Raw genomic sequence first — 16,606 nt, forward strand, 5'->3', positions numbered from 1 at the left:
TAAATATTCATTTTGATAACGCTTCAATAATTAATGTATGGGTAGACCAGCAACGAATCGCTCCAATGGAAGGGGGGAATCAATAGAAACCCCACTCATTCCCTGAAAGGATGCCTGTTTATGAAAAAAGCACAACAAAAAGTTGGAAAGTTAGTCGCCTTTGCCCAACCAAGGTCCAAAGCAAATCGAGCATCTAGTTGCCACTGAAAAACTAGAGGAAATAATGGTAAAATAAGTTCCCACGATATTTTTCCATGCAACATGTTCCTAATTGAATACTATTGCTAAATTTTTAAAAAAGGAAGGAAATTGCCCGTTAATGTCGAATTAGAATGAAGAGAAGGAAATAAAAAAATTCAGAAAGGGTAGATGCTTGTGAAAGAGAATATGGAAAAGGTGGTACAATTTGGTCAGTCTAAATCTAAGGCAACCCGGTTCCGTCATGATCATCCGATTTCTAGGGAGTTACAGAGTGAATTGTTAGAGGTTTATAAGGATTTTGTTCTGTATGTATCAAGGGAAGAATACGCTGAACCCCAATCTTGGTTAAAGGAATTTATTGAAGCCCATTCACTAGAGAAAGAGAAAATAGAAGCATTAGAGATTAATTTAATGTGGTGGAAGGTTTTGTACAAAAGCGATGACTATAACTATGTGGAGAATTATATCTTTAATAATATCCGCCGTTTAAATCAATCCCCAATCATGATCCATTGGTTAAAGGAATGGGAGAAGGCCACCCCCAAGTTCTACTATGTTGGTTACACGTATAGTGATCGAGTTTTCATCTTGATCGATTTGCTGACAGAAGAAACAGTCGAGGTCATTGTCTTAGATGCATGTGCCGTTCCACCTGCAAAAGGGGAAATAATGATGGGAACCCTCATTCCAATTGGTGATGCTTTATACTTTCCGATTCTTGACTTTTACCACTTTGATCTTAGAGCGAGAAATGAAATAGCTTTACATCTCCATGAAAACTATCGGAAATGTGTACAAGAAACTTCTATCTTTGAAGCATTCTTCCGCATCCTCTCTGAAGTACTACAAATCGAGCACTTGGTTACCACAGAAAAACAAGAGAGAATCACTTCTCAATAAATTCTTCTACACTTTTTTCCGCATTTTTATACAGACATCCAGATGAACAGAGCATCAATTCATCCATTTATGAAAACCTGGATAATAAAAGTTATAGCGTTGCAGATCTTTCTTGCAAGGGCTTTTCATATACAATGAAAAGTGCGATTTAAAGGGTATTTTATCGTGGGGGAGCCTATTTCAGTCCGTCATCCAGACAACAAAAGCCAAGGGTCCCCCTTTTTGTTGCCTCCTACGGAAACCCCGTTGATCCTTATTTCTCCATTTGAAATCGGTAAACATCCCTTATTAAAACCATTCCATCTTTATTATAAAATCCCCTTGTTTTAATGATTGAAAGAGATAGAGCTGTTTTTACTATCACCTAGAATGTTTTTCAGGGAATCATTTATAGATTCCAATCTTTTCCCGGGAAATATTGTCGAAAATAGGGGAAATGAATGGATCATTTTTCTAATTTTTAAATGGTAAGCTTTGAAAAAAACGAGACAAGAGGGAAAAACAAAAGTGTTAGGGAAACATTTTGGGATTTTGTGTTAATATAGGTATAAATGTCTGGAGGATAAAAATTGTATAAAGCCGAGATCGATTCGAATACGTATATCGCAATACTAGAGCCAAGGCATGCAGAGGAGTTATTTGCTTTAATCGATGGCAGTCGGGAAAGCATCGGGAAATGGCTTGCCTTTCCAGCCTTTACAAATGAAGTTCAAGACACAAGGAATTTTATTGAGAGATCTCTACAACGATTGGCTTCAAACAATGGCTACTGGGCAGGAATTTGGTATAAAGGGCACATCGCCGGTTCCATTGGTTTTTTGTATCTGGATTGGGGAAATAAAAAGACAGAAATTGGCTATTGGTTGGGGAAAGAATTTAAAGGGCTTGGTTTAGCCACAAAAGCATGTGCCTTGCTGGTTGACCATGCCTTCACTGATTTCCAGCTACATAAAGTGGAAATTAAGATGGCTACTAATAATGAAAAAAGTAAAGCCATTCCGGAACGATTAGGTTTTAAAAGAGAAGGCATGATAAGAGATTATGAGTTTCTCCATGGTGAGTATCATGATCGGGTGATTTACGGTCTGCTAGAGGATGAATGGAAAAATGGATCAATCATTAAAAACAACGAGTGACCATCTTGTTCACTCGTTGTTTACGTGGGATTATTTTTGTCGATGAGCCGCCATATATTCCATCGTCTGTTTGATTCCTTCTTGATAAGAGGTTCGGGGAAGGGGCCCAATTTCTCTATTGTATTTCGTTCCATCGAGAACAACGGGGTCTTCGTTTAAATAGAACATTTCGACGACTTCACGCATGGTAGGATCGAAAAGGCCTAATAGTTTGATCATTCCTTTAGTAACGGTGAAGACAGATTTCTTATATCCATTTATATCTCGAATGATCGCGATAATCTCCTCCCCGGTAATCACATCATACCCAGGGATATTCCAATTTTGTCCAAAGGTTTGTTCCTGAATGGCTAAATGGACGAGGGCCTTTGCACCATCTGGTGTATAAATGAATTCTCGTGGTATTTTTTTAGAACCAACAAACATGGCACCTTTATGTTGAATGGCATCTTTTAACGTGACATGTAAGAGGGTATTCTCCGCATTTGGGCCGTAAAAGTCTGGAAAATGGGCAATCAATGCTTGAACATTCGAGTTCTTTATCAGCTTTTCTGCTTGTAATCGAATTTTCCCCTTTTTCGTATGCGGATTTTTGGGTGTTTCTTCATTCACCTTACCGCCTGAAGACCTTCCATAGGCATAAATATTATCAACTAGTACTAATTTAGCTTCAGTTGTTTTGGAAACATTGATGATGTTTTCAAAAAAGGAAATAAGTTTTTCCTCCCATTGTTCATAAGGGAGATTGGCGGATTGAAAAATCGTATCCGCTTGCTTGGCAGCAGCCATGAGGTCTTCAAGATTAAATATATCTCCTGTGTGAATCCTTACTCCTTTTTGTGTCCCATATAAGGTATTTAGTTTTTGCTTCGAACGAGCAAAGGCGGTGACTTCAATCTCTCTGTGGATTAATTCCTGAACAAGGGCATACCCCATCCCTCCTGATGCCCCTAATACTAGTGCATGTTTCATGATAAAACCTCCTTGTATAAAATTGACCACTGTTCAAATTGCTGGATAAAAGAAAGCCGAGGGAAAAACCGAAAGATCCCAATGCTTTCACTTTTGTGCTAATAAACTTTTCAAGAGAAAATTCACATGTACTTGCGCCATTTCCTTCCCGTCCTCATAATCAACGACATGGCGCAGATAATGGGTGACAAAGCCATGTAAGGAAAGAAAGGTCGACCAAATGTCTTGTATGGTGATGGACCTGTCACATAAGGATTGTACACTTTTGGCAAACATTTCATAGGTGTTGCTTGGTTCCTGATTAATAAAGTTACGAACTTCTTCATCCTTGATTAGAAACATAATTTCGTAATGGCTTTGATGGGTTAAACCGAAACGGATAAAGCCAAGCAGGATATTCCGTAACTTTTCCGCAGGTTCCAAAGGCTTTTCCATAATCATTTTTAGCTCCAGTTCGAGCATTTTAAAATGTTCCTCAACCAAAGCATAGAACAGCTCCGCTTTATTTTTAAAATGATAATAAATAGAGCCATGGCTGTATCCCAGTTTTTTGCCGATTTGCCTCATTGAAACGTGCTGATATCCTTGAGCAATAAATAACTCCCTTGCCGCATCCATAATCATTTCACGAGTTAATTCCTTTTGTACAGATTTCCGTGGTGACATTGTATCCTCCTTGTATTTGACCACTGTTCAATTAAATGATACTCATGAATACATCCAATGTCAATCATTTTTTTAGTGGGGGATCAAAAGGTATAAATTGGTTCGTAGTTCTCGCAATATAGGTCGAGAATATGTGTACTATAAATATTAGAGGCTTATTTTTTTATGAGTTTTTCATAAAGGCCTTTCACCTTATGTTTTTAGTGACGTCCTTCACACGTGAAAAGCGGGAGGCTTTTTTTGTAAGGAAAGCATAAAAATTGGCTAATGCTAGGTCTAGCTCCAGCGCCTAGCCCCTCGAGGTCAAATAACCTGAGACAATAAAAGTCAAAACCGGACTTTTCTTGTCTCAGAACATTTGCTTGTCGCGGGCCAACAGGATGTTGGTCAGAACGGCGTTGCGCCAGGACGGCGCGAACTTAGCCGTTCATCCATTAGGCGGGCGCCTTGCGCTTTTCTTAAAAATGGTAAAAGCTTTTTTAATATGAATGGATTTTTATAACTAGAGGAAGGATAAAGATTGTGAACTACATTAATGGAGTCAAAGGAGGCTACTATGGGAATTTTAGGTGGGAATCCAAAAAATGAACCGATGCATTATGGAGAAGTATTTGGTATATGGTCTTTTTTAGTTGGGGCAAAAGGAATGATTGCTTGTTACCAAACACATTTAAATCATACCGGAGATGCTGATCTTCATGAATTACTCGAAGAAGCTCTCAAGCAGAAAGAACAAGAGGTTAAGCAGATTGAAACATTATTAAAAGAAAATGGTGTTGGTTTACCACCCACTCCACCAGAGCGCCCTAAGGCAAATCTGGAAAGTATTCCAGTGGGAGCACGTTTTATGGATCAAGAGATTGCGGTGTCATTAGCGGCAGATATGGCTGCTGGCTTGGTGGCATGCAGTACGATCATGGGCGAATCGTTCCGAGAAGATATTGCCATGATGTTTGGACAAATGCATACACAAAAAGCAGCACTCGGCACAAAAGTTCTTCGTTTGAACAAAGATAAGGGATGGTTGGTTACTCCACCTCTTCATCAGACTCCTGCTGATTGTTGATCTTGTTTCGATTTGGCCAGACTTAATTTGTCTTGGGGAATGAGGGGCTTCCACTAAAGGTAGCCCCTTTTCACGTGTGCTTCGTAGTCACACAATCGTGGACAATCGCCTTTTTTCCCACTGTTATTCCCAAAAAAAAGGCCTATACATACAATATTGTACAAAGAGTTTACAGTGGGGTTTATAAAAATGGGAAATGTTTACAATGAGATACATGATTACTCATTGGAGGTGTTTGTTCACGATGAATATGGAGATGGCAATTCAAGTCCTTGATAAAATGCGTCTGCCGAACGGCGCTTATACGGCCAGTCTTTCAGATGACTATCGTTATGTTTGGATTCGGGATGTCGTGTATACGGTATTGCCGTTTTTACATGATCGATCAGAACGTTATGAAAAGGCTTATCATGCTTTATTCGATTTATTTAAAGACTATGAATGGAAAATCGATATTCATACGGAGAAGAAACCTGTTTATTTGTTTGAGTATATTCATTCCCGCTATTCTACGGATTTAAAGGAGATTGACGTGGAATGGGGGCACGCTCAAAATGATGCGATTGGAGCATTTTTATGGGGAGTAGGGGAAGGTGTCAAACATGGGCAAAAGGTGATAAGGGATGAATCGGATTTACGAATTGTCCAAAAACTCATTTCTTATCTAGAATGTTTACAGTACTGGCAAGCCAAAGATAATGGCATGTGGGAAGAGAATATGGAGGTACATGCTTCAAGTGTGGGAGCTTGTGTGGCGGGGTTAAAGGCCGTTAGCATGTTGGTCGATGTAAAAGAGGATCTTATTCGAAAAGGGGAAGAAACATTACGTTTTCTGTTACCACGGGAAAGTGAAACAAAAGAGGTGGATTTAGCCCTGCTTTCTTTCATTTTTCCATACAGATTGGTCGATCGGCAAACAGCCCTTATGATCGTTCAGCAAGTCTCGAGCCGATTAGAGCGGGAAAGAGGATGTATCCGTTATGAACATGATCAATATTACAATGAAGGAAAGGAAGCGGAGTGGTGCTTCGGATTTCCGTGGCTGGGACTATGCTATAGTGAGTTAGGGATGAACGATAAAGCAGATGAATATGTGGAAAAAACGCTCCGAAACATACCCGACAATTGGGAAGTACCTGAATTATATATTGGTGGAAAAAATGTAGCCAATGGAAATACACCACTTGCATGGGCTGTAGCCCTATCCTATTTATTTTTAAAGAGGGTGCGCTCTAATCAGATTGCCGTACCTAGTGAGAATTTGTAAACGAAAAGACTTCATCAGATATACCCTGAATGTGGCTTACTGCATTCAGGGTTTTTGTCTGCGGCAAAGAGATGTCCCTTGAAATCATATGAAGCTTATCAGGACGAGTGGAATCGATTTTAAGGAGTCTTACAAAAATCATGTACATTATCATTCAAATGATTTTTTAGACTCTTGCACGGCCGGTTAAGTACCTTAAAATGGATGGAAGAAAGGTCATAAACCTCCATTTTTTAGTGGCAATTTATGGTATGCTAATAGAGGTTAAACACAGTAATTTAGGGATTTTTTTAACAACTTAATATCAATATTTAGGGGGAAATAATGACTTCTACTGTTATCGTACTAATCATTGCAGCCGTTTTTATTGGAGCATTCATACGGGCAACATTTGGGTTCGGAGAAGCCGTTGTAAGTATGCCATTACTTGCCTTATTACCCATTGATTTACATACTTCCATTTCTTTAATTGGTCTAGCTGGACTTACTGTCGCGTTATTTACCGCTATTTCGGGATGGCGTTATGTGGATCGTCCCGCTTTAATACGCTTAGTCATTGGGGCTCTAATTGGCATTCCAATCGGTATCCTATTTATTGTCAAGCTACCTGCAAGTATCATTACGGTTGGACTTAGTATTTTTTTAATGGCGTATGGTTCCTATTCCTTTATTAAAGTTTTGCTTGGAAAAAATGATGCAAAACCCAGACTTGAAGCGCCTTTTTGGTCACTGCCGGTGGGGATAATATCTGGTATTATGGGCAGTGCTTATAATACACATGGTGTCCCGGTTGTTGTTTATGGAACTTTGCGACGTTGGGAGCCTAGGCGTTTCCGAGGGACTTTGCAGGCTCATTTTTTAATCTCTGGAGTATTTGTTGTAATTGGTCAAGCTCTTGGCGGATTATGGACAGAAGATCTCTTTCTTTTATTTGGACTATCCTTTCCTACTATTATGATTGCGACTTTATTGGGAATTTTTTTACATCGCCGTATTCCTAATGAAAAATTTGAACGTTATGTATTTCTCCTTATTGTCGTACTTGGCATTTTATTGGTAATAAATCCAGCATAACACAAATAGAATCTTTATAATTGGATAAGATTTAAGGACCGAGAAGGAAGGAACCCCTCGGTTTTTTACTTACCTTGAATAAACCCTCCCCTTATACCTCCAAAAAAACTCGGTCTGAAAATAGCAACGTGTATTTCTTCGCTTAAAATGACAAAACTAGTGATTTTTCATCGAAGGATTCGCATTTTTCGCAACGAAATAGTTTAGGGAAGTTCTATTTTTAAACTCTTTGGAATATATACCAGGTTCTTATCCCGAATTAACTGGCAGTAAGACCCCCACTTCAAGAATTCGAGGAAAAACAAGAATTGTAAGTGGGGGATCAACTGCCAGTAAATCCCCGATTCGTTCAACTAACATTCAGTGGGGGATGAAAAAAACCCCCACTGAATGAAGTTTCACTTTATCACAGGATGTGGAGAGGCCAATATGCCTACCACGTCTTTTTTAGAGGACGAACTCTATTGGGAAAAATGTGCATGTCAAAAAAATAAAATATGGAATATTTTTAGAAAGAGTCAAATAGGATAGTGGAGGTGCCAGAATGGTAAGGGGTGTAGAGGATGGAGAGAAAATGCGCCTAGGTGATATGGAGAGGTATCTTTTTCATGAAGGAACTCTTTATGAAGCATATAAAATGCTTGGCGCGCATATCTTGACCGTTAAAGGGATTAAAGGTGTGCAATTTGCCGTTTGGGCTCCAAATGCATTGGCGGTATCTGTTGTTGGGGACTTTAACAAATGGGATGGTTCGCAAGCTGTCATGCAGCGAGTTGAGCATTCAGGAATATGGGGATTATTTATACCCGGCTTAAAAGAAGGGCTTCTGTATAAATACGAAATCAAGACATCGACCAATGAAGTTTTGCTAAAAGCGGATCCCTATGCATTCTATTCAGAAAGGAGGCCAAGAACAGCATCTATCATTTATCGTTTGGATACATATAGCTGGAAAGATAAAAAATGGATGGAACAAAGGGGGAGAAAAGATCATTATCATCAACCTATGCTCGTCTACGAAATGCATATGGGAACGTGGAAGCGGAAGGAGGATGGAAGTTTTTATTCCTATCGTGAATTAGCAGATGAAGTCATTGATTATGTAAAATCTTGCGGCTTTACCCATATTGAATGTATGCCACTAATGGAACATCCCTATGATCGCTCATGGGGCTATCAAATTACTGGCTATTATTCGGTCACAAGTCGTTATGGAACCCCAAAGGACTTTATGTACTTCGTTGATCGATGTCATCAAAACGGAATAGGCGTGATTATGGATTGGGTTCCCCTTCATTTTTGCAAGGATGCCCACGGCCTTGGGCGCTTTGATGGAACGTCCCTTTATGAACCGATTGATCCTGATCGAGCGGAGCGTAGGAACTGGGGGACCTATAATTTTGATTTCGGTAAGCCGGAAATTACAAGCTTTCTTATTTCCAATGCCCTTTTTTGGTTGGATGTCTTTCATATTGACGGCTTTCGACTTGATGCTGTATCCTCGATGATTTATTTGAATCATGATAATGCTGGCTCGAGTCCTTTGAAAAACCATTTAGGAGGAGAAGAAAATCTTGAAGCGATTACCTTTATAAAAAAATTAAATGAAGTTGTCTTTGATCGCTATCCTGGGATTCTTATGATGGCGGAAGAAGCGACAGATTATCCTTTGGTGAGTGCTCCAACCTATGCTTGCGGTCTAGGCTTTAATTACAAATGGAATATGGGGTGGACCAATGATGTCCTCCGCTATATGAAAATGGAGATTTCAGAACGATCTGCCCACCATCATCTATTAACTTTTTCCTTCTTTTATGCATTCTCGGAAAATTTTGTTCTAGCATTTTCACATGACGAGGTCGTCCATGGGAAACGTTCCTTACTGAATAAAATGCCTGGTGATTATTGGCAAAAGTTTGCCCAGTTGCGTCTATTACACGGGTACTTCTTTACCCATCCCGGAAAAAAACTTAGTTTTATGGGCAATGAATTTGCGCAATTTGATGAATGGAAGGATTTAGAACAGCTTGATTGGAATTTATTTGAGTTTGATTTTCATCAAAAATTCCATACGTATTTTAAAGCGTTAAGCCAATTTTACAAAAAAACAAGTTGTTTATGGCGATTAGATCATGAGCAGGAAGGGTTTGAATGGATTGACCCAGATAATACAACCCAGAGTGTGATCACGTTTATGAGGAAAGGAAAACAAAAGGGGGATTATTGTATTGTCCTTTGTAATTTCAGTGCAGATGTCTATGAACATTATCGGATTGGAGTTCCATCGTATGGAAGTTATATAGAGGTATTTAACAGTGATTTAAGCATTTTCGGAGGTTCGAATCAGTATCATCCGAAACCGATCAAAGTGGAACAAGAACCTTATCATAATCAACGATATAGTATGAAAGTTACCGTTCCCCCATTAGGAATGATTATCTTCATGAAACAAACAAAAAAAAGACGGAGGAGTGGTCTCTATAGTAGCTAAAAAATGGGTGGCTATGTTGCTTGCAGGTGGAAAAGGGACTCGACTTGGTGGATTAACAAGAGAAATTGCAAAACCCGCTGTTCCATTTGGTGGGAAATATCGAATTATTGACTTTACATTAAGTAATTGTACGCATTCAGGTATCGATACGGTTGGAGTGTTAACCCAGTATCAGCCCCATACTTTGAACCATTATGTTGGGGAGGGGAGGGCATGGGATTTAGATTGCCGCTTTGGTGGTGTGTCTGTTCTTCCTCCCTATAAAGGGCAAGATGGAGGACATTGGTATCAAGGAACAGCAAATGCCGTCTATCATAATATCCACTTTATTGATCAATATGATCCTGAGTATGTCCTTGTCATCTCTGGCGATCATATTTACAAAATGGACTATAATAAACTGCTTCATGCTCATATAGAAAAAGGGGCAGATGCCTCGATCGCGGTTATTCAAGTGCCTTGGAACGAAGCCCATCGTTTCGGAATCATGAACACGGATGAATCAGATAAAATTATTGAATTTGAAGAAAAACCTTCTTTTCCACAGAGTAATCTTGCTTCTATGGGGGTTTATTTATTTAATTGGAAAATGCTCAAACGATATTTAATTGAGGATGAGCAGAATAGGAGGTCATCAAATGATTTCGGCAAAGACATTATCCCTAAAATGTTAGAGGACCAAAGAAAGCTCTATGCCTATGGATTCAATGGTTACTGGAAAGATGTCGGGACGGTGCAAAGCTTATGGGAAGCGAATATGGATTTTCTTAAGGAGGCTACTAGTTTTGAACTAGATGATCCAAATTGGCGAATATATGCGGGGAATGCGAATCATCCACCTCAATATATTGCTCCGGAAGCTCAGGTAACACAATCCCTTATTAATGAGGGTTCCATTATTTACGGAACGGTTGACCATTCGGTTGTGTCGTACAATGCCCATATTGGGGCAGGTTCTGTCATAAAGGATTCGGTCATTATGCCTGATGTAAGAATCGGCAAAAATGTGAAAGTAGAGCGAGCGATCATTGCTAATGGTACAGTGATTGAAGATGGATCGATCATTGGTTCAGCTAATCGATCGAAGGAGATTACCTTATTTGGGAAATGTCAAATGGTTTCCGCAAATATACAAAACGTACTATAGGGAAAGGATATTAGATATGAATGTCTTAGGGGTTATCAATTTAATGAATGAAAAGCCATTTTTAAAAGAGCTGACGGAACATCGTTGTTTAGCCTCCGTTCCATTTGCTGGCCGTTATCGGTTTATCGATTTTACTTTATCCAATTATATGCATGCAGGGATCAAACAGGTGGCTGTTTTTACAAACGGAAAATTCCGTTCCATCATGGACCATGTTGGCTCAGGAAAGGAGTGGGATTTAGACAGGCGCACTGGTGGCTTATTTATTATTCCCCCGGTTTATCCGGATGAAAAGACAAACGGAGATATTCCCACTTTCTATGAATATCTTGAAGTGTTCCGACGTACTCCGGCAGAAACGATTGTGATTTCTCCGGGCTACCACGTCGGAAAAATAGATTATCAGGATGCGATAAGGCAACATGAAAAAGGTCAGGCTGATCTAACAGTCTTCTACAAAGAATATAATGGCACTCCTGTAAAAAAACCGATCTATCATACATGTCTATTTCGTGAGGATGGAAGGATGAAAGATATAGAGCTTTATACGACCCCCTATACAGGAGACCCTATCTGTTTAGAAACGTACATTATGAGTAAGTCATTATTTATCGAATTGATCGAATACTGTTATCGAAATAGTGAGTATGATTTTTTAAAAGACGGAATAAAAGCCAATCTTGACCAACTACACGTAAAGGGCTATTCCTTTCAAGGATACATGCCTTTTATTGATTCGATTGAAAGCTATTATGCTAGTAATATGGACTTCTTGAATCCGGAAATGATTCGTTCTTACTTTTATGATCAATGGGAGATATGTACGAAAGTGAAACACGAAGCACCTGCCAGTTATGCAGCCACATCGAATGTCTCAAATTCCTTTATCGCCAATGGTTGTCATATACAAGGCACAGTGGAAAATAGTGTGCTTTTTCGGGGAGTCACTGTCAAGAAAGGAGCGGTCGTTCGTAATAGTATTATTATGCAGAAAAGCGAGATTGGAGAAGGCGCCTATTTAGACAATATGATCACCGATAAGCAAGTGAAAATTAGTGAGAATAAAGCTCTGATCGGTGATACAGGGCCAAAGGTCGTAAAAAAGTCGGAAATGATTTAATGGAGGACGTTTATGAATGTATTATTTGCTGCTTCAGAATGTGTACCATTTATCAAAACAGGAGGGCTCGGCGATGTCATTGGGGCCCTACCCAAGGCTTTGCAAGAGCAAGATGTTCATGTTAGTGTGATTTTACCGAAATATGAGGATCTTCCCTTTGAATATAAACAGCAGATGGCCTTTATGACAAGTATAGAGGTACCGGTTGGTTGGAGATCGCAATATTGTGGGATTGAAAGGATCACGATCGAGGGGATTGATTACTATTTTTTAGATAATGAATATTATTTTAAAAGGCATGGCAGTTACGGGTTTTTTGATGATGGGGAACGCTTTGCTTTTTATTCGCGAGCTGTATTGGAAGCATTGCCCTATTTATTGGAAAAGCCAGATATCCTTCATTGCCATGATTGGCAAGCAGGTCCAATAAGTGTTTTATTAAAGGCGCATTATCACAATCACCCTTTTTATCGTAAGATCCGAACTATTTTTACCATACATAATTTACGTTATCAAGGGGTTTATCCAAAATCTGTTTTATCTAATTTATTGGATTTAAGTGAGCTGTATTTCCATCTGGATGGCCTAGAATTTCACGGAAATGTTAGTTATTTAAAAGCGGGCCTAGCTTATTCAGATCTGGTAACGACTGTTAGTCCGACTTATGCGAAGGAAATACAAGATCCCTACTACGGAGAGCAGTTGGATGGCTTTTTACGAAAAAGAAAGGATTTGCTAATAGGAATTTTAAATGGCATTGATCCTGTATTATACAATCCAGCGACAGATCCGTTTATTGATCAAACTTATGATCATTGGGAAGGTAAGGGGGAAAATAAAAGAAGGCTGCAAGAGTATTTAGGTTTGCCGATTAATGGGGAGATACCAATCATTTCGATGGTGACGCGCTTAGTCGAGCAAAAAGGATTGGATCTCGTGTTGCATGTTTTTCATGAAATCATGAACATCGGCGTTCAATTTGTGTTACTGGGAACAGGAGAGGAGAAATATGAACAGGCTTTTAAGGAATTAGCTGCACAGTATCCTGAAAATGTTTCCTTTCAAAATGGTTTTGATGAGGGTTTGGCGCGAAAAATCTATGCCAGTTCGGATATATTCTTGATGCCCTCCCAATTTGAACCATGTGGGATCGGCCAGCTTTTAGCTTTACGATATGGCACCTTGCCAATTGTAAGGGAAACAGGGGGATTACATGATTCCGTCATTCCCTATAACGAATTTACGAATGAAGGATATGGTTTTTCCTTTACCCATTATAACGCCCATGACATGCTCCATACCATAGAACGAGCCGTTTGGTTATATCAATTTCAGCCTAAAAAGTGGAGAATGTTAGCAGAAAAGGCGATGAAGCTTGATTTCAGTTGGAAGACTTCGGCTGTGGAGTATCGGGAGATGTATGAGAGATTGCTATCCAACCAAGGGATACAGTTGTTTAGCTAGTGAATCTTTAACAGCAGGATAATTATGAAAATGATTCAATTATACTTTTGTTAATTTCCCCCATTCCGATGCATATAATTTAACAAAGGAATCTTTAGAGATTTCTTAAATTTTAAGGGGGGATAATGATGAAAGTAAGGAGTGCTTTGAATGCTTTGATTGGTATTTGGTTTTTTATTGCACCTTGGGTTATGGGATTTTCAGATGAATCAGGGGCTTTGTGGTTAAGTTTAATTATCGGAGCCATTCAGATTATCGCTGCATTGTGGGGTTACAGTCAAAGCGGTGGTTGGAATTCGTGGCAAAATTGGATCTCATTCATTACGGGTGTCTGGTTTATTATTTTTCCATTTATTTATTCATTGTCGAGCGGGGAGGTATGGACGAGTGTAGTTCTTGGTATAATCACGGCTATATTGAGTTTGTGGAACCTAGGATCCACATCAAATTCTAAAGCTACGAATTAATCGTTAATGATGGACGCTGTTAATTGTTACCGCAACAGGAAATCATTATTCTGTTAACTCAGAGAGGGCTATTTTCATAGGGAATGATTCATCCTTACATCTACTGGAAAAGTAACAAAAATAAGCATGGAAAGAGGAGACGTTATGAACCTCTTTCCATGCTATTTTCGTTTCCTAGGAGCTAATTGAAGACATCAACTTGTATAATTATCAAAATACCCTTGGATAAAGACGATCGGCGTTCCTTTATCCCCGCTTCCTGAAGTTAAGTCAGATAAAGAACCAATCAAATCCGTTAATTTTCTTGGAGTGGTTCCTTGGGCTTCCATAGCGCCAACAAGGTCTTCTCCTTTATTATCAATAAATTCATTGATCGCATGTTGGAGTTCTTCGCCTCTTAAATCGGAGAAATTATTATCCGCTAAGTATTTTAATTTGACTTCATTTGGAGTCCCGTCAAGTCCAGTTGTGTAAGCGGGGGAGACGACAGGATCGGCAAGTTCCCAAATTTTTCCGACAGGGTCTTTAAAAGCTCCATCCCCATAAATCATGACTTCCACCGTTTTGCCTGTCCGTTCCTTCAGTGTTTGTTGGATTTGATCGACAATCGGTTGACAATTGCGCGGGAAAAGTTTGACTTTATCCTCTGTTGATTTATTTGAACCTAAAAGACCATAATCCTCATTAAAACCACTTCCATCAACAGATTCAGAAAGGATAATATCTAAGCTGTAAATTTTTTTCCCGCCATTCGCTTTTAATATCTTTTTCGTTCTTTCTCTTGTATGGATATCACAGGCTAGAACATTTTTTGTATAGTTTAAAATGGTCTTTGGATTGTTGGAGAAGATCACTTCACAGGCAGTGCCACAGTCTTCAATCAGGGATTTATAATACTCAATATAATCGACCCCTGTAAACGTATGCTTAATAAAACCAAAATAATCACGGAATTGTTTTTCCGTTAATACATCTGTCCATGGATTGACACCCTTTTCATCAAGCAGATCAATATCCACTAGATGATTTCCAACCTCATCAGAAGGATAACTAAGCATTAAAATTATCTTTTTTGCGCCTTTCGCTATTCCACGCAGACAATTGGCAAAGCGATTCCGACTTAAAATAGGGAAGATGACACCGATGGGCTCCTCACCGAATTTTGTCTGAACGTCTTTCGCAATTTGATCAACCGTTGCATAATTTCCTTGAGCACGGGCGACGATTGATTCTGTAATGGAGACAATATCTTTATCTTGGATTTGAAAACCTTCAACCTCTGCCGCCTTTAAGACACTATCAACCACAATATCTTCAATTTGATCTCCTTGATTAATAATCGGGCAGCGAAGACCCCTAGCGATTGTTCCAACAACTCTTTCCAATATGACCGCTCCTTAAAAATAAAAGTTCATAATCATACTTTCTACTTGTAATATACAATAAAACAATGATATAAGTAAAATGAATATATAAAATGGCGGGTATAAGGAATGGTTATATGATAAGTAAATTAGATTTATATAAAGTTTTTTGTCAGGTGGGAAAAGATCAAAGTTTTTCCAAAGCTGCAAAGGCTTTATATATGACACAGCCGGCTGTTAGTCAAGCAATGAAGCAGCTTGAAAGTGAATTAGAAATCCGCCTGTTTAACCGTACACCAAAAGGCGTGTCTTTCACAAATGAAGGGAATCTTTTATTTGAGTATGTTCAATCAGCGATTAATTTAATTGAAACAGGCGAGGAAAAGATTTTAGAATTTAAAAATCTTACAGTAGGAGAATTAAAAATCGGTGTAGGCGATACGATTTCTCGGCATTTTTTACTTCCCTATCTAGAGACTTTTCATAATCGCTATCCCAATATTAAGTTTAAAATTGTCAATGGGACGACATTGGAAATTTGCTCCCTTTTAAAATCAGGTGGAGTCGATGTGGCCATCTGTAATTTTCCCATTGATGATGCTAGTTTGGAACAACTTCCATACATGGATATCCACGATATTTTTGTATGTGGTAGGGAGTATAAGAGGCAGTTATCGGAACCCCTTAGCCTAGATGAAATAGCAAAATTCCCCCTAATCTTACTTGAACCCAAATCAAATTCCAGAAAATATATAGAGGATTATTTGCGCTCCAAAGGCATCCAGATTGAACCGGAATTTGAATTAGGCTCCCATGATCTATTGTTGGAATTTGCCAAAATGAACCTAGGAATCGCCTGTGTTACAAAGGAATTTTCTTTGGACTATTTAAAAAACGGGTCATTATCTGAAATTGAATTATCGGAAAAAATCCCAAAAAGAAGTGTAGGAGTCTGCTTTTTAAAAAGTGTACCACTGTCACCAGCTTCGATGAAGTTTGTGGAGGTGATTGAAGGGGAATAAATCATTAGAGAAAAAGCTTGATGGTGTTGATACGGATTTTTCCTTTCATGCGCAGCTTCTCCATCTCTATCGAAATACACTTATCCCACTGTTCCGTTGGATCTAGGTGTCATTTTAGGAGTCAACTTACAATTATTTTAAGCATTATTTTGCATTAGGATGGTTGAATTTTAGAATTAGAAATTTAGAGTCAATGGGTTGGAACAGATATCAGTCCATCTTCCACAATCGTACCGTAAGCATTAATAT

14 protein-coding genes are annotated in these 16,606 nt (G+C 38.9%); 11 read left to right on the top strand and 3 right to left on the bottom strand.

All coding sequences use genetic code 11. The annotated features are described in order from the left end of the window. The first annotated feature begins 375 nt into the window (after positions 1-375). Together MUB24_RS16820 and MUB24_RS16825 are read left to right on the top strand one after the other, a co-directional pair. Positions 376-1,101 carry a hypothetical protein gene (locus tag MUB24_RS16820; protein WP_244706113.1) on the top strand — a complete coding sequence of 242 codons (726 nt, stop codon included), beginning with the start codon at positions 376-378 and terminating at the stop codon, positions 1,099-1,101. A gap of 569 nt (positions 1,102-1,670) precedes the next feature. Further along, entirely contained in the window at positions 1,671-2,237 is a 567-nt protein-coding gene (locus tag MUB24_RS16825; RefSeq protein ID WP_244706115.1) for a GNAT family N-acetyltransferase, read from the top strand. Between the two features lie 30 nt (positions 2,238-2,267). Here MUB24_RS16825 and MUB24_RS16830 read toward each other — a convergent pair whose 3' ends face one another. Next, on the bottom strand, positions 2,268-3,209 hold the full coding sequence (locus MUB24_RS16830; protein WP_244706116.1) for an SDR family NAD(P)-dependent oxidoreductase: 942 nt from the start codon (positions 3,207-3,209) through the stop codon (positions 2,268-2,270). 87 nt (positions 3,210-3,296) lie between these two features. Then, the gene (locus tag MUB24_RS16835) at positions 3,297-3,875 is read right to left on the bottom strand and encodes a TetR/AcrR family transcriptional regulator (RefSeq protein WP_244706119.1); all 579 of its coding nucleotides are present in this window, start codon (positions 3,873-3,875) and stop codon (positions 3,297-3,299) included. Positions 3,876-4,431: 556 nt separating this feature from the next. Here MUB24_RS16835 and MUB24_RS16840 point away from each other — a divergent pair. The 8 genes from MUB24_RS16840 to MUB24_RS16875 all read left to right on the top strand — a co-directional run bounded on the left by MUB24_RS16840 (position 4,432) and on the right by MUB24_RS16875 (position 13,971). Further along, positions 4,432-4,941 carry a DUF3231 family protein gene (locus tag MUB24_RS16840; RefSeq protein WP_244706121.1) on the top strand — a complete coding sequence of 170 codons (510 nt, stop codon included), beginning with the start codon at positions 4,432-4,434 and terminating at the stop codon, positions 4,939-4,941. A gap of 244 nt (positions 4,942-5,185) precedes the next feature. Then, positions 5,186-6,208, top strand: a complete 1,023-nt coding sequence (locus MUB24_RS16845) for a glycoside hydrolase family 15 protein (RefSeq protein WP_244706123.1) — start codon at positions 5,186-5,188, stop codon at positions 6,206-6,208. Positions 6,209-6,532: 324 nt separating this feature from the next. After that, positions 6,533-7,282 carry a sulfite exporter TauE/SafE family protein gene (locus MUB24_RS16850; protein WP_244706125.1) on the top strand — a complete coding sequence of 250 codons (750 nt, stop codon included), beginning with the start codon at positions 6,533-6,535 and terminating at the stop codon, positions 7,280-7,282. A gap of 544 nt (positions 7,283-7,826) precedes the next feature. Beyond that, positions 7,827-9,773 carry a 1,4-alpha-glucan branching protein GlgB gene (gene glgB / locus MUB24_RS16855; RefSeq protein ID WP_244706127.1) on the top strand — a complete coding sequence of 649 codons (1,947 nt, stop codon included), beginning with the start codon at positions 7,827-7,829 and terminating at the stop codon, positions 9,771-9,773. Further along, positions 9,763-10,920 carry a glucose-1-phosphate adenylyltransferase gene (locus MUB24_RS16860; RefSeq protein ID WP_313898470.1) on the top strand — a complete coding sequence of 386 codons (1,158 nt, stop codon included), beginning with the start codon at positions 9,763-9,765 and terminating at the stop codon, positions 10,918-10,920. The genes glgB and MUB24_RS16860 overlap by 11 nt, the downstream gene beginning before the upstream one ends. 16 nt (positions 10,921-10,936) lie before the next feature. Beyond that, the gene (gene glgD, locus MUB24_RS16865; RefSeq protein WP_280517044.1) at positions 10,937-12,040 is read left to right on the top strand and encodes a glucose-1-phosphate adenylyltransferase subunit GlgD; all 1,104 of its coding nucleotides are present in this window, start codon (positions 10,937-10,939) and stop codon (positions 12,038-12,040) included. Positions 12,041-12,052: 12 nt separating this feature from the next. Continuing rightward, positions 12,053-13,504 carry a glycogen synthase GlgA gene (gene glgA / locus MUB24_RS16870; RefSeq protein ID WP_244706131.1) on the top strand — a complete coding sequence of 484 codons (1,452 nt, stop codon included), beginning with the start codon at positions 12,053-12,055 and terminating at the stop codon, positions 13,502-13,504. A gap of 128 nt (positions 13,505-13,632) precedes the next feature. Next, positions 13,633-13,971: an SPW repeat domain-containing protein gene (locus tag MUB24_RS16875; RefSeq protein ID WP_244706133.1), complete on the top strand. Its 339-nt coding sequence runs from the start codon at positions 13,633-13,635 to the stop codon at positions 13,969-13,971. Positions 13,972-14,165: 194 nt separating this feature from the next. On the opposite strand, the gene MUB24_RS16880 is transcribed toward MUB24_RS16875, so the two are convergent. Further along, complete coding sequence (locus MUB24_RS16880) at positions 14,166-15,356, bottom strand: coenzyme F420-0:L-glutamate ligase (RefSeq protein ID WP_244706135.1); 1,191 nt, start codon at positions 15,354-15,356, stop codon at positions 14,166-14,168. 116 nt (positions 15,357-15,472) lie between these two features. Between MUB24_RS16880 and MUB24_RS16885 the strand changes: the two genes are divergently transcribed. Continuing rightward, positions 15,473-16,357 carry a LysR family transcriptional regulator gene (locus tag MUB24_RS16885; protein ID WP_244706137.1) on the top strand — a complete coding sequence of 295 codons (885 nt, stop codon included), beginning with the start codon at positions 15,473-15,475 and terminating at the stop codon, positions 16,355-16,357. Positions 16,358-16,606 lie beyond the last annotated feature (249 nt).

The sequence above is a fragment of the Lederbergia sp. NSJ-179 genome (assembly GCF_022867885.1).
GTDB lineage: Bacteria > Bacillota > Bacilli > Bacillales > Bacillaceae_C > Lederbergia.

Bases quoted from the DNA above. Each gene is read 5' to 3' on its own strand.
- MUB24_RS16830 (WP_244706116.1), bottom strand. From the start codon at position 3,209: ATGAAACATGCACTAGTATTAGGGGCATCAGGAGGGATGGGGTATGCC.
- MUB24_RS16835 (WP_244706119.1), bottom strand. From the start codon at position 3,875: ATGTCACCACGGAAATCTGTACAAAAGGAATTAACTCGTGAAATGATT.
- MUB24_RS16840 (WP_244706121.1), top strand. From the start codon at position 4,432: ATGGGAATTTTAGGTGGGAATCCAAAAAATGAACCGATGCATTATGGA.
- MUB24_RS16845 (WP_244706123.1), top strand. From the start codon at position 5,186: ATGAATATGGAGATGGCAATTCAAGTCCTTGATAAAATGCGTCTGCCG.
- MUB24_RS16850 (WP_244706125.1), top strand. From the start codon at position 6,533: ATGACTTCTACTGTTATCGTACTAATCATTGCAGCCGTTTTTATTGGA.
- glgB (WP_244706127.1), top strand. From the start codon at position 7,827: ATGGTAAGGGGTGTAGAGGATGGAGAGAAAATGCGCCTAGGTGATATG.
- glgD (WP_280517044.1), top strand. From the start codon at position 10,937: ATGAATGTCTTAGGGGTTATCAATTTAATGAATGAAAAGCCATTTTTA.
- glgA (WP_244706131.1), top strand. From the start codon at position 12,053: ATGAATGTATTATTTGCTGCTTCAGAATGTGTACCATTTATCAAAACA.
- MUB24_RS16875 (WP_244706133.1), top strand. From the start codon at position 13,633: ATGAAAGTAAGGAGTGCTTTGAATGCTTTGATTGGTATTTGGTTTTTT.
- MUB24_RS16885 (WP_244706137.1), top strand. From the start codon at position 15,473: ATGATAAGTAAATTAGATTTATATAAAGTTTTTTGTCAGGTGGGAAAA.